We start from the raw sequence: 14,199 nt of genomic DNA on the forward strand, positions 1-14,199 counted from the left end.
AGAAAAAAGCCAGCAACCTCAATAGATGAGATCACTGACTGTTTCGTTTGCCTTCATTATTTTTTTGCTTCTGCGACTGCATGTTTCACAAAAGCTTCGAGGTCCATTGTTTCTGAATCTTGTTCCCCGTATTTTCTTACATTAACTGCGCCATTTTCTGCTTCTTGATCACCGACAACCAGCATGTACGGAATCTTTTGCATTTGCGCTTCTCTAATTTTGTATCCTATTTTTTCATCACGACTGTCTAGTTCTACACGCAGTCCTTCAAGCTGCAAACGTTCTTGCACTTTTTTCGCGTAATCTAGATGGACAGATGGTGAAACCGGGATGACTTGGAATTGTACAGGTGCCAGCCATGTTGGAAGAGCTCCTTTGTATTCTTCAATTAAGAAGGCAACGAAGCGTTCCATTGTGGACACAACTCCTCTATGAATGACAACTGGACGATGGTGTTTTCCATCTTCTCCGATATATGTGAGATCGAAACGCTCTGGAAGTAAGAAGTCTAGCTGTACAGTAGACAAAGTCTCTTCTTTTCCAAGAGCTGTCTTTACTTGGACGTCAAGCTTCGGACCATAAAATGCCGCTTCACCTTCTGCTTCATAGTAGTCATGTCCAAGCTCGTCCATTGCATCTTTCAGCATAGACTGTGCTTTATTCCACATTGCATCATCGTCGAAATACTTCTCAGTATCTTCTGGATCACGGTAAGATAAGCGGAATGTGTAGTCATTCAAGCCAAAGTCTTGATACACTTCTTCAATTAGGCGTACTGTACGAATGAATTCGTCTTTGATTTGATCTGGACGAACAAAGATATGAGCATCGTTTAATGTCATCCCGCGAACACGTTGAAGGCCGGATAAAGCACCTGACATTTCATAGCGGTGCATTGTACCAAGCTCTGCAATCCGAATTGGCAATTCGCGATAGCTATGCGGCTCGTTTTTGTAAATCATCATATGGTGCGGACAGTTCATTGGACGAAGGACAAGATCTTCGTTGTCCATTTCCATGACCGGGAACATATCTTCTTGATAATGCGCCCAGTGGCCTGATGTTTTATACAATTCTACACTCGCAAGAACGGGTGTATACACATGCTCATAACCAAGGCGTACTTCTTTATCAACAATATAACGCTCAATGACGCGGCGAATTGTTGCCCCTTTTGGCAGCCAGAGCGGAAGACCTTGGCCCACCTTTTGAGAGTTCGCAAACAGTTTCAATTCTTTTCCTAGTTTACGGTGATCGCGCTCTTTTGCTTCTTCAAGCAGACGTAAATGCTCGTTTAATTCTTCTTTGCTGAAGAAAGCTGTTCCGTAAATACGCTGAAGCATTTGGTTGTTACTGTCGCCTCTCCAGTAAGCACCTGCAAGGCTTAACAGCTTGAATTCTTTGATTTTCCCTGTAGACGGCAAGTGAATACCGCGGCATAGATCGAAGAATTCACCTTGCTCATAAATTGTGACGGCTTCGCCTTCTGGGATTGCTTCTAACAGCTCTAGCTTCAATTCATCGCCAATTGCTTCAAAGCGTGCTTTTGCTTCTTCTCTAGAAACTTCAATGCGCTCAATCGGCAAATTGCTGTTAATGATTTTTTTCATTTCTTTTTCAATCTTTGGTAAATCTTCAGGTGTAATCGCTACATCGATGTCAACATCATAGTAAAAGCCATTTTCGATGACAGGGCCTACGCCAAACTGGACGTGATGCTCTTTTCCATAAATGCGTTTGATTGCCTGTGCAAGCAAATGCGCTGTGCTGTGGCGCATAATATCGAGCGCTTCTTCACTCTTATCTGTGATGATCTCGATTGTTCCACTTTCTAACAGCGGCGTACGCAGATCTATTTCTTTGCCGTTCAATTTACCGGCAAGCGCTTTTTTCTTTAGGCCTGGGCTAATTGATGCCGCGATGTCTTCTGTTGTAGCTGTTTTGTCAAACTCCTTGACTGCTCCATCTGGAAATGTAAGTTGAATTTGTTCTGACATCTCTAGTCACTCCTTTTTTTGGCAATATAAAAACCCCGCCCCCTGGAAAGGGACGAGGTTGAATAAACGGAATCGTGGTTCCACCCTTTTTCCCGTATTTGCAGCTTGCTTTGTCAAAAGCAAATACGGCTTGTGGTTCAATAACGGGAATTCCCGTCAGCTATTACTAAATAGTTCACAGCTGATGTTCAAAGGTGGTAAAGCAAATGGTCCTCTGCTAGGAAGCTTTCAGCCACGGCTTCCCTCTCTTTAAGCGGGTGTTCATTTGTTCATGTCCTTATCAATACGGTCTCTGTATGAAGTTACACCGTATTATAAAACGTTTTTTCGTGAAAATCAAGAAAGCTTTTCACTTTTCTTTTCCAAATGACTAGGAACAAATTGAACATGCTGTTCCTGAAACGAATGAGGAGGGAATACCTCAACTCTTTCTTGAAAAATATTTTGAATGGTTTGCACCATCGAGTGACCTGTATCATCTGTAAATAGGTCAATCTTTTGTGGCGCAATGGATACAAGCGGTGCAATCAACTGCGAATCAATATACATTGGATGCTCTCTTACAAACTGTCTGTCTATGTATTGTTTTTGATCACGCTCAGAAGCGTACCGAAATTCCCAAATCATCAGGCGGTCCTGATGCACAACATGTACTTTTTCAAGCTTAGGTTCTCTTGACATCACATAGTCTCGAAGGGATTGAATAAAGTTTTGATATTCTTGTTCCATCTTATATTCTTCGATGGATACTTCAACATAGTTCTTCAGCCTTCTGTCATACGCTGAAAGCCTAAATGTCATAAATGAACCAATGGAAAAAACACCTTTCTGTAAAGAAATCGTCTCAAGCTCTTTTTTTAACAGATCCTCCCTCGGTGGGTCTTGATGAATTCCAGGAATATCATCTAGATCCCCTTTCATGATGCTATGGGCGATTGAAAGAATTTGGTGCTGCTCTTCTGGATCTTTAAATAAGTATGTGTTTTCAAGGATGCTGCGCATGCGTTCATTTTCTTTGCATTCCAAAAAAAAGTGAATCAGTAATGTCCGCACAATGTGCTCTATGGCTTCTCCTGATTTTTTCGCTTCTATGAGAAGCCGGTCTTTCCCTTGTTGAATCGAAATGTGATGCCGACTGTCCAAGTGTTCAGCAAGATGTAAAAAAGCGGCGGTATCATATTCATCTTCAAAGATTATTTCAAGCATGTTTGTCCCCCCTAACGACATCTGTTACATATATATGGGGGGAACATAAAAAATAGACGCCTAAAATAAATCAGGCATCTTTCTTTTTAAAATCAGTGGCACTGAGATAAAGATCAAATAAATCAAACAAACAATCGCTAAGGCGGCATAATTTCCGCTTACAAAGCTTGATCCAAGGACATTTAACGCCACAGTACCAGGTATTAACCCTAAAAAAGTCGCTGCCGCAAATGCACGATAATTCGCACGTGAAGCTGCTGCGGCATAACTGACAAAATCAAAGTGAATGGGTGCAATGCGTAATAAGAGGATATAAAGAAATCCATGCTCTTGAATACGGGACGTCACCGCTTTTAGCTTCCGATTGCTTGATTCGGTTTCCCGCTTGTTTGAACGGAAGGTTGAGGCAAGCAGGAAAGATCCTGTTGCACCTGCTGTCGCACCAGCTAAGGCATAAATGGTCCCAAGGACACTGCCGAATGCCAAACCTGCTGCTAGCGAAAAGACGGTGAGAGGGACAAGCACAAATGGACGAAAAAGTGATAAGAAAAGAAAGACAAAGGGAGCCAGCATCCCAAATTGAAGAATCCAATTCTTCACATCTTTCGGCGACAGTTGAAGATGCTGTTTGTTGAGCCACCATAGCACAGCAGCTACAACCCCAATCACGAGGAAAAGCAGCCATTTTCTTTTATTCATTGCATCCGCTCCCCTTCACGTGACCTATCTTTTTATAAATGACGGCGATTTTCCCCTTCAAGCAGAACTGGTTCAGCTAGGTAGAGAATACGTTCCATTAATCGAGCTGCCTTCACCTCTTCTTTTTCCCCGCGCTGTGAGTACGTAAAGTGATGCTTTAACTCATTCGGTGAGAAATTAGAAGAGAAAAAAGTCGGCAGCTGCTCTGCCATGCGGTATTGCAAGATTGTTCCTAAAAGTTCATCTCGTACCCAGCTTGTCATCGACTCTGCTCCGATATCATCAAGCATTAAAATTGGTGTTGATTTGACCATATTCAGCTTCTCTTCGAGTGTATGATCGGCTAATGAATTTTTTAATTCTCTCACAAATTCAGGCACGTATACAAGGAGAGATGGATACTCTTTTACCGCTAGCTGCTGCGCAATTGCTGCCAGAATAAATGTTTTTCCGACCCCAAACTTTCCATGTAAATAGAGGCCTTTTCCCTTACCAGTTTCATCATAACTTTGCAGGAATTGACCTACTTTTTGAATGACTTCTTGTCTTCCAACCACATTTAAATCAGCAAACGTCGCTTGAAGAACATTCTGCGGAATATACATGCTTTTCATAAGTTCTTGCTGTTTTTTCTGTCTATCAAGCCGCAGTTTGACAGGACAAGGGGAATATTCAATATCAATGCTTTGACCTTTGATCACAAGCTTCGGGTGATACCCGTCTAAAATGACATTTACATTCTCTTCCTCTAAGCAGTAAGAACAGCCCTTTGATTGTTGTACATATTCAAAGAGCCTGTTCAAGCTGCGATTGATCATGTCTTCTTGGATGTCCTCTTGATGCTCCTTTAAAAAAGCTTTTACATCTTCATCAGCTAGGACACTTTCTTTAATCTGATTGTATCTCACGCGAAAATCTACCCGCCCTTTTAGCTGATCAAATGAACGACCGATCGGTTTCATCTCCATCTCACCTCACATTAATGTGCATTGTACTTTTTCATATTATTAAACTGATCTAACAATTTTTCTTTTTCTCGTTCGAGGTCCTCTGTAGACAAGTTATCTGTCTGTTCTTTTGGCTGTTCTTTCGTTTCAACTTCTTTCATCCAGTCAGGCAGCTTCTCCTCACGGATCACTTTTCCTGATCCATATGATTGACGCTTATTTTTTTGCTGCGCCCATTCTGTCATTTGCCTATTCTCTTCTTTGGCAATTTTCATAGCAGCTGCCACTGTTTTGATTTTCTTTCGCACCCAGTGGGCGGCGATTTTCTGCATATATGTTTTGGACAGCTTCATATCGGTTTTTAGCAATGTATAGTAGATCAGGACATTCATGACCCCAGGCTCTAGCTGCTGCTCAAGCATAATATCTTCAACAATTCTTAAGTCTGCATACGTCGGCTCAATGCCATCTGCCATATCTTTTAGAAGCTCTCTAGGCGAAATATGATCAAGCTTTTCAATCAATTTCGCATCAGGTGCATCTGCACCTGAATTTTGCGTGACATTGTGACGTAAATGTCTTGGCTGTTTTTGATCAATCAGCTTCGGCTGTTCGCCTCTGTATTCAATTTGATACCAGTCTCTCGCTGCTTTTCGCAGATCCTCAGTTGATATCATCTGATCTGAACCACAGGCACCTGCGACAATATTTTGCATTTGCAGCGGGGTGATGCCATAGACGACCGCTAACTTCTTAATTGTCTCTTTCACCTGCTTTGTCAAAGCTTTTCTCGGAATCATCATATCCGACATGCCTGCTAACAATAGATCAAAATCAAAAGATTCATCTGAAAGCGGTGCAGGCTGACTTGAGCCAACTGTCACATATTCGTAGCCCTCGTCAAGCGATGACGCCTGATTGATTTCCTCTGTCATCTTGCGCTCTCCTGGCTGCAAGACGTGAAACACTTCTTCAAACGATCGGGAGATGTTCTTTGCATCAGCAGGAACTCCTGGATAAGAAAAATAATCACGAAGCTGCATATATTTTGCTTTCTCTACCCGATGATACAAAAGGACATTCAGCATACCGTCTTGGAAAAATTCATCCGGTCTCAGCGGCGGCACGAGCTCATATGTAAACAGTCTGCCTTCTTCCGTTTCCTGTTCATATGTGCGGAGTAATCCGATCGCTTCAAGCTTTAAGCGCTCCTCAAAAATATCATTTAAATTCGTTTGCAGCATCACCATCAGCTGACGGTGAGGTGCGGGTTTCCCCCACATTCGATTTTGTTCCAGCTCTCCCCACAGCGTCATGTATAAACTGAAAGCGGACATGCCAATAAGCGGCTGATATAAAAGAGTAATAAGCTGTCTATCGATGTCACCGAGCAATGAAGCGCTTTTGACGACATACGGATCGACGGCTAGCACTTCCTTCCAATGCTCTGTCATATGCTGATCCTCCCTTAATACGGTTGTCTTCATTGTACACTCTTTTTGCGTTTTACGCTTTACGCAGGAAAAAGAGCATGAAGAATCTTCAGCTCTTTTTTAGCGTTCTTTCTTTAATAAATCTTTTAATTCATCAATAAATACATTGATATCTTTAAATTGACGATATACCGACGCAAACCTGACGTAAGACACTTCATCAATTTTCGCCAGCTCGTCCATTACCATTTCCCCAACAAGCTCGCTTTTCACCTCTGACATGCCTTGGTTACGCAATTCCTTCTCGATGTTAAAGCAGACATCCTCGAGCTGTTTTAAAGCGACAGGACGTTTTTCACACGCTTTGATGAGGCCTCTTAGCATCTTTTCCCGGCTGAATTCTTCTCGAATTCCTTCTTTTTTCACGACAATCAATGGCAATTCTTCTAATTTTTCAAACGTCGTGAAGCGATATTGACAGCTTTCACACTCTCTTCTCCGACGGATGGACTTCCCTTCATCTACTGGTCTTGAATCAAGCACCCTTGTGCCAAGGTGCTGACATGTGGGACATTTCATTTCATCAGCTCCGATCTCTTCTTGGAAGTTGTTTGTCTAGTTCTTTATAGAGGGACAAAACAGCCTTTTGACTGTAGCCAAAGTCTGTTGGCAGTGCTGTTTCTGTTGTCACATTAAAATCGACAGCTGTTTCAAAAGGACGAATTGAAATGACAGTCGCCACGAGAAAAGCTTTTTTCGGCGTTCGTATGTTTGCGCTGATTTCACCTCGTTCTGCTGAAACAGATGTCACTTGATAGGAATCGTTTCTTGAAAGAACGGCTTCTACCGCTTGAAAAACTTGAGTTTGTGTCGATTTGTAGTAATGGCTTTTCAGCTCTGACACTGGATGATGGTCAGATGTTTCTGTATGATTTGAAATGAATCGTTTGAGCTTTTGTCCTAAAGTCATACACGTATCCCCTTTGTCATAAACCCTCTTCTTTATTTTATAAAAAAAACCTTTGTTTTCCTAGAACAAAAGTATAGACAGGTTGGATCATGCTGAATGCCCGTGTATGGAACAAATATAAAAAGGAGCATAACACAAAGGCATTTAATGCTTTTGGCCAGCTCCCATTGCAATCTTTTTTATGTTTACAGTGCTTTGGCTTGCGCCTGTTTCACTTGTACAGGTCCCATGCCTCGAGGAATTTCGATGTTTTCTCTTGTTTCAGCACCTAGTTCATCTCCGATATGATCTGCTGCAATATTCGGATCTAGATCGCCGCAAGTATAAACATCTATGCTCGCATAACCATGTTCAGGAAAGCTGTGAATTGTCAGATGAGATTCAGAAATAATGACAACTCCACTTACTCCTTGAGGTGCAAATTTGTGAAAAGCAACCTCTCTTACTTCAGCTCCTGATTTCAAAGCTGCATTTACAAACGTTTTTTCAATAAAATCCATGTCGTTCAGTTTATCACAGTCGCATCCCCATAACTCGGAGATAACGTGACGTCCGATTGTTTCCATCATGGACCCCCCTTAAACAAGAATGAAAGAGTGAAGTTCTAAGCAGCCGGACCGGACATATACCACGGGGGAAAGTTAGTCCAAAGAGGTCCTAACCCTTTAAGTATACCCGAATGAGTCTGCGAACAAGAAGTTCACGAAAAATAGTATACTTTGTTTAGACCCATTTTGCAAGCTGTGTTTTTAGTGGGATTTTCTCTCATTTCTTGAAAAGGGACGTTCAGTCTTCTTCATTTCAAACAGCTGAAAGCTCTTTCATCTGTGAACCAACAAACTTTACAAGATCAACCACTCTGCAAGAATAGCCCCATTCATTGTCATACCATGCAAGAACTTTTACTTTTCTGCCTTCCATCACCATCGTTGTGAGTCCATCAACGACAGCAGAATAAGGGTTTGTGTTAAAGTCTGTGGAGACAAGTGGTTCATCGGTGTAATCTAATATGCCAGCAAGAGATGTTTTTGAAGCCGTTGCAAAGGCAGCATTGACCTCTTCTGCCGTGACATCTTTTTTCAAGTCGACCACAAGATCAACCATCGACACATTTGAAACCGGTACGCGAAGTGCAAGTCCATGTAATTTCCCTTTCATGTGCGGCAGCACTAAAGAAAGCGCTTTAGCGGCACCCGTCGTCGTTGGAATGATGGACTGGGCACATGCTCTTGCCCGGCGCAAATCCTTGTGGGGGTTGTCGATATTTTTTTGATCATTTGTATAAGCATGAACCGTTGTCATTAAGCCGTTGTCGATGCCAAATTCATCATCTAACAGCTTGACAACTGGTGCTAAGCAGTTTGTTGTACAAGATGCGTTTGAAATAACGACGTGCTTTTCAGGATCAAGATCATCCTCATTGACACCCATTACAATTGTAACGTCTTCATTTTTACCTGGAGCTGTAAGTACGACCTTTTTCGCTCCGGCATCTATATGGCCCATCGCTTGATCTTTTGAATTAAATTTCCCTGTTGCTTCGATCACGATATCAATCCCAAGCTCTCCCCATGGAAGCTGCTTTGGGTCTCTATTATTGAGCAAAAGCACTCTTTTGCCATTGACAATCAACGCGTCATCTTCTGCTGTCACATCGCATTCGTAACGTCCATGATTTGTGTCATATTTAATTAAATGTGCTAGCGTTTCGGCAGGATAGCTTGCGTTCACCGCTACAATTTGAATTTGATCATCAAGCATTGCTTTTCTGAAGACCATGCGTCCAATTCTGCCAAACCCATTGATCGCTGCTTTTACCTTCATGAACAGGTCACTCCTCTATTATGTGTTATACTCAATAAATTTATTTATGAAATTAGTATATCACATTAGAATGTAATTGCCAGTATATAAACGTATATTTTCAAAAAAGGGCTGTTCTTTGCAATGAAATTGACGAAAAAAGCATAAAAAAAGAAGAGTACTGTATGTACTCTTACTTATCTGTATGTTCCCATTCGTTTAATATGTTCTCTAATTGCTTTCTCATAAAAGCAAGATCTTTTGTGTTTTCTATCACACGGTCTGCTTTTTGGCATTTTTCCTCAAGAGGCTGCTGGGAGTGAATGCGATTCAGTGCTTCTTCCTCGCTCAGGTCGTTTCGATTCATGAGCCGCGACAGCTGCAATTCAGGCGTCGTGTACACAACGATGATGCGGTCGACTAGCCCTTCCAGCTTGCTCTCGAATAGGAGCGGGATATCAAGCACAACAAATGTTTCATTGTTGCTCACCCCTTCATCACGCTGCTCGAGCATTTCTTTTCTGACTTCAGGATGAACGATGGCATTGAGCTTTTTTCTTTTCTCTTCATCAGAAAAAATGATCGCTCCAAGCTGCTGCCGGTTCAGTTCACCATTTGGCAGAAGAACCTCTTCACCAAAAGTTTGAACGATTTGATGAAGGGCAGCCGATCCTTTAGAAACCGCTTCTTTTGCAATGATATCAGCATCCACCACCCGAATGCCTTTCTCTTTTATCATCTGCGAGACTGTGCTTTTTCCGCTAGCAATCCCGCCTGTTAATCCAATGACGAGCGTCAATTCGTTTCCTCCTTTACAGCTTCCACACCCCAATTAAAATGAGCAACAGCCCTGGTAAGCATGCGAGTTTATCGATCCAGCGCCAATTGGCCAAATAATGACCTGCACGCAGTCCGATGCATACAAAAAGAGAACTCATCACAGCGACCGTGATGCTCATGACAATTGGAGAAAAACCAAGAATCGCTGCACCAATCCCTGCACCAAATGCATCGATGGATAAAGCAATTCCAAGAAGCACCGCTTCCATTCCATTAATGGTGCCAGAGCGGTCAATATCTGCACTTGTAGGCTTTCGCAAAATATGAATGACAAGCCCAAGAGACTGCACTTCTACATTGAGAAGTGTTTTTTCATGAAGGAGCAAATCACGCTCTTTCGCTGGTTTATAAAATTGATACAGAACCCAAAGTCCGATGGCAATTAAAATGCCTCCACCCAGTTTATCTGTCACTGAGACAGGGAGGAATGTCGTGAGCAGGCTGCCAATCAGCATGGAAATGAGCAACACAATTCCTGAACAGCAAGCAATAATAACGATGGCTTTAAATGGAATTCTCATCTTGCGAAGACCATACGTAAAACCTACAGAAAAGCTGTCAATGCTGACGGCAATAGCTAAAAACAGAAGCGAAAACGAAATCATACCTGTACTCTTCCTTTCTGTTCATGCAACGATGATCAAGAGTCTCTAGCGTCCTTAGACTCTTCTTCACTATATGAAGAGCAGGTGGGCTGTGTGTCAGTCTACACCTTGCTGAAAAAAGAATGTTTTTTATCGTATGCATGGCAAAAAGGAAGCATGCTGACGGCTTACTTTTATGAAGGGCGTTTTTGGCAGGTCACACAAAAATGAGTGCCGCGCCCTCCAACCACTGTTTTTTCTATGATACTTCCGCACGTCTGGCAAGGTTCTCCCCGCCGGTCATATACAAGAAGCTGTAATTGAAAAGTCCCAATATCACCTTGTGAATTGATGTAGGAACGAATGGTGCTACCTCCTGCATCAACAGCCACTTGAAGCGTGTCAATAATATGTTTGTGGAGCACCTTACAAGATGCAAGACTTAGCTGATTCGCTTTTGTTTCTGGATGAATGCCTGATTTAAACAGCACTTCATCTACATAAATATTTCCAAGGCCAACCACAATCTTTTGATCAAGTAAAGCCGTTTTGACCACGCGGGAGGTTTTCTTTAATTGCTCCCATAAATAGTCTGGTGTAAATGAGTCTGAAAAAGGTTCATATCCCAGCTGTGATAGCGGAAGTTCTTTTTCTTCTTCGCCTGGCTGAAATAGATGCATCGTCCCAAATTTACGGACATCATGATACCGAAGTTCGGTACCATCTGTGAACGTAAAGACGACGTGTACATGTTTATCATAAGGCTCACCAGTTTCATGTACACGGTATTTCCCTTCCATTCTTAAATGGGAGACCATCACATAGTGGTCTAAATGAAAGAGTAGAAACTTCCCTCTTCTTTCAATGGTTTGAATGGTTTCTCCTACCATCCTTCTAGCGAACTCTTCCGGTTCCCCAGGACGTTTGATGATATTTGGCCATTTGATATCGACCGTTTCAATCGTTTTTCCTTTGACTAACCGCTGAAGAGTGCGCCGGACGGTCTCAACCTCTGGTAATTCCGGCATGCTCCTCGCTCCTTTTTCTCTCTCTTTATTTTGCGTCGTACCAAGATGGGCCTGAAGCGAAATCGACTTTTAGCGGCACATCGAGCTGAAGTGCGCTTTCCATGACTTCAGGGACGATTTTTTCTAATATGGCGATTTCTTCTTTTGGCGCTTCAAAGATCAGTTCATCGTGCACTTGCAATAACAGATTTGCCTGCAGATTCTCTTCTTTTAACTTTCGTGCCATATCAATCATCGCTTTTTTGATGATATCGGCGGCACTGCCTTGGATCGGTGTGTTCATTGCCGTTCTTTCCGCAAAGCTTTTCACATTAAAATTACGGCTTGTGATATCTGGGATATATCGTCTACGTTTAAGAAGCGTGGTCACATATCCTTTTTGTTTTGCTTCCTGCACGATGTCCTCCATATAGGTTTTCACGCCTTTAAAGCTTGTTAAATAACGGTCAATGAAGGCCGCTGCTTCTTTTCTTGTAATCCCAAGATTTTGAGACAGTCCATAATCACTAATTCCATATACGATTCCGAAGTTGACAGCTTTGGCCTGTCTTCTCATAGAGGAAGTCACTTCTTCTTCTGAGACATGGAACACATCCATGGCTGTTTTCGTGTGAATATCCATATCTTGCGTAAAGGCTTCAATCAAGTTCTCATCTTGAGAAATGTGCGCGAGTACACGCAGCTCAATTTGAGAATAGTCAGCTGCAAACATGAGCCAGCCTTCTTTTGACGGAACGAATGCTTGACGAATCTTTCGGCCTTCTTCTAAACGAATCGGGATGTTTTGAAGGTTTGGATCTGTTGAGCTTAGTCTTCCTGTTTGTGTAAGTGCCTGATTAAATCTTGTGTGCACTTTATGCGTATCTTTGCGCGTCACTTTCATTAAGCCTTCCACATAAGTAGATTGCAGCTTTCCTATTTGACGGTAATGCAGAATGGACCGAATAATTTCGTGCTTGTCTTCAAGCTTTTCAAGGACATCCGCAGACGTAGAGTAGCCGGTTTTGGTCTTTTTGATAACAGGCAGTCCTAATTTTTCAAATAAAATCACACCAAGTTGCTTCGGTGAATTGATGTTAAATGTTTCTCCTGCTAACCGATGAATGGTTTCTTCATATTCCTTCAGCTTCTTCGTGAGTTCTTCACCCATTTTCTGAAGACGTTCAACATCCACTTTTACCCCAAGAGATTCCATTTCACCTAAGATGAGGGCAAGTGGCAACTCTAAATCTTCATACAGCTCATGCTGGTCATTTTTTTCTAACGCTTCAAGGGTCAAATCATGCAGCGCAGAGATCGCTGCTGCTTTTCTTCCAAGATGGTCTTTTAGCTCTTCTTCAGGTGGAATCGCCTGTTTCGCTCCTTTTCCGTAAATTTTTTCATCGGAAAGGGCAATGTTCAGGCCATATTCCTTCGCCACACTTGCAACGTCCTCATAGGATTTCTGCGGATTGACCACATAGGAAGCGAGCAGGACATCGTTATCGACACCTTTAAGATCGACATCATGCCATCTGAGGGCAACAACCGCTCTTTTGGAATCAAAGACCCATTTCTTCTTCGTTTCATCCTGTACCCATTGTTTAAATGCTTCAGATTGCAGAGCATCTTCTTTTGTCATAAAAAATGCACCGTTCTCATTATGGATCGCAAACCCTATCAAATCGGCTTCGTGATAATTGTCTCCTAGCTGTTCTACCACAAGTGCAGCGTGATCTGTCAGCATGTCCTCCGTGACATCTGTCATTTTCTTCACGTCTAGTTCGTCTATTTCTACTGGTTCATCTGATTCTGGCGCTTCTCCTAAACGCTCTAGCAGCGTTTGAAAGCCCAGTTCTTTATAAAGCGAGATGACCTGCTCCATGTGAGGACCTTCATAGGCGAGCTCTTTGCTTGATACATCTATTGGTGCTTCTACGAGAATCGTCGCCAGCTTTTTACTCATCACCGCTTGTTCTTTATATTCTTCAAGCTTTTCTTTTAGCTTTTTCCCGCTGACTTCGTCAATATGATCAAGCAGATTTTCAAGCGTTTCAAACTGTTTTAGTAATTTGATCGCTGTTTTTTCACCAACACCAGGCACGCCAGGAATATTGTCTGATGAGTCTCCCATCAGCCCTTTCATGTCGATGATTTGATCTGGCCTGAGTCCGTATTTCTCTTCAATATGTGCCGGTGTGTAATATTCTACTTCTGTGATACCTTTTTTCGTAATGGCTACTGTTGTATGGTTTGTTGAAAGCTGCGTTAAGTCTTTATCTCCTGAGAAGATCTTGACCTCAAAGCCGTCCTTTTCTGCCTCTACAGCCAGTGTGCCGATAATGTCATCCGCCTCGTATTGCGGAAGCTCGTACCTTTTCACTTGATAAGCATCTAATAGCTCACGGATGAATGGCATTTGTTCTGATAGTTCTGGCGGAGTTTTTTGTCTTCCGCCTTTATATTCCTTAAAGGTCTCGTGACGGAAGGTGGTTTTACCCGCATCAAATGCTACGAGCATATGAGTCGGCTTCTCGTCTTCCAGCATCTTCATTAAGATCATCGCAAAGCCATAAATGGCATTTGTATGTACGCCTTTATCATTGGATAATAGCGGTAAAGCAAAAAAAGCTCGATAAGCGAGGCTGTTTCCATCCACAAGTACTAATTTCTTTTGATCTGTCATCTTTTAATCCTCCATCGACTGAGCCGG

General features: G+C 42.4%; 13 protein-coding genes and 1 other annotated feature. All 13 genes read right to left on the reverse strand.

The genetic code is table 11. The annotated features are described in order from the left end of the window. Positions 1–56: 56 nt before the first annotated feature. The 13 genes from thrS to polA all read right to left on the reverse strand — a co-directional run bounded on the left by thrS (position 57) and on the right by polA (position 14,172). On the reverse strand, positions 57–1,997 hold the full coding sequence (gene thrS, locus NST09_RS13235; protein WP_007501674.1) for a threonine--tRNA ligase: 1,941 nt from the start codon (positions 1,995–1,997) through the stop codon (positions 57–59). Positions 1,998–2,042: 45 nt separating this feature from the next. Next, positions 2,043–2,290: a binding site (T-box leader), on the reverse strand. Between the two features lie 43 nt (positions 2,291–2,333). Next, positions 2,334–3,203 (reverse strand): putative sporulation protein YtxC, encoded by an 870-nt coding sequence (gene ytxC / locus NST09_RS13240; protein WP_008346029.1) that lies wholly within the window; start codon positions 3,201–3,203, stop codon positions 2,334–2,336. Between the two features lie 60 nt (positions 3,204–3,263). Further along, a complete protein-coding gene (locus NST09_RS13245; protein ID WP_342493051.1) occupies positions 3,264–3,902 on the reverse strand; it encodes a TVP38/TMEM64 family protein in 639 nt (212 codons plus the stop codon). Positions 3,903–3,934: 32 nt separating this feature from the next. Next, positions 3,935–4,864, reverse strand: a complete 930-nt coding sequence (dnaI, locus tag NST09_RS13250) for a primosomal protein DnaI (RefSeq protein WP_008346034.1) — start codon at positions 4,862–4,864, stop codon at positions 3,935–3,937. Positions 4,865–4,881: 17 nt separating this feature from the next. After that, positions 4,882–6,303 carry a replication initiation and membrane attachment family protein gene (locus tag NST09_RS13255; RefSeq protein ID WP_342493052.1) on the reverse strand — a complete coding sequence of 474 codons (1,422 nt, stop codon included), beginning with the start codon at positions 6,301–6,303 and terminating at the stop codon, positions 4,882–4,884. 99 nt (positions 6,304–6,402) lie between these two features. Further along, positions 6,403–6,861 carry a transcriptional regulator NrdR gene (gene nrdR / locus NST09_RS13260; protein WP_003216720.1) on the reverse strand — a complete coding sequence of 153 codons (459 nt, stop codon included), beginning with the start codon at positions 6,859–6,861 and terminating at the stop codon, positions 6,403–6,405. A 4-nt stretch (positions 6,862–6,865) separates the two neighbouring features. After that, positions 6,866–7,252 carry a hypothetical protein gene (locus tag NST09_RS13265; protein ID WP_017358264.1) on the reverse strand — a complete coding sequence of 129 codons (387 nt, stop codon included), beginning with the start codon at positions 7,250–7,252 and terminating at the stop codon, positions 6,866–6,868. 185 nt (positions 7,253–7,437) lie between these two features. Further along, complete coding sequence (gene speD, locus NST09_RS13270; RefSeq protein ID WP_003216492.1) at positions 7,438–7,818, reverse strand: adenosylmethionine decarboxylase; 381 nt, start codon at positions 7,816–7,818, stop codon at positions 7,438–7,440. Positions 7,819–8,053: 235 nt separating this feature from the next. Further along, positions 8,054–9,076 (reverse strand): glyceraldehyde-3-phosphate dehydrogenase, encoded by a 1,023-nt coding sequence (locus tag NST09_RS13275; protein WP_008346043.1) that lies wholly within the window; start codon positions 9,074–9,076, stop codon positions 8,054–8,056. 172 nt (positions 9,077–9,248) lie between these two features. Continuing rightward, the gene (coaE, locus tag NST09_RS13280) at positions 9,249–9,854 is read right to left on the reverse strand and encodes a dephospho-CoA kinase (protein WP_144684137.1); all 606 of its coding nucleotides are present in this window, start codon (positions 9,852–9,854) and stop codon (positions 9,249–9,251) included. Between the two features lie 13 nt (positions 9,855–9,867). Beyond that, positions 9,868–10,500: a sporulation membrane protein YtaF gene (ytaF, locus tag NST09_RS13285; protein WP_007501684.1), complete on the reverse strand. Its 633-nt coding sequence runs from the start codon at positions 10,498–10,500 to the stop codon at positions 9,868–9,870. Positions 10,501–10,673: 173 nt separating this feature from the next. Then, positions 10,674–11,507 carry a DNA-formamidopyrimidine glycosylase gene (mutM, locus tag NST09_RS13290; RefSeq protein WP_007501686.1) on the reverse strand — a complete coding sequence of 278 codons (834 nt, stop codon included), beginning with the start codon at positions 11,505–11,507 and terminating at the stop codon, positions 10,674–10,676. Positions 11,508–11,532: 25 nt separating this feature from the next. Continuing rightward, entirely contained in the window at positions 11,533–14,172 is a 2,640-nt protein-coding gene (gene polA, locus NST09_RS13295) for a DNA polymerase I (RefSeq protein ID WP_342493053.1), read from the reverse strand. Positions 14,173–14,199 lie beyond the last annotated feature (27 nt).

Origin of the sequence: Bacillus sp. FSL W7-1346, assembly GCF_038593335.1 — a bacterium.
Taxonomy (GTDB): Bacteria; Bacillota; Bacilli; order Bacillales; family Bacillaceae; genus Bacillus; species Bacillus altitudinis.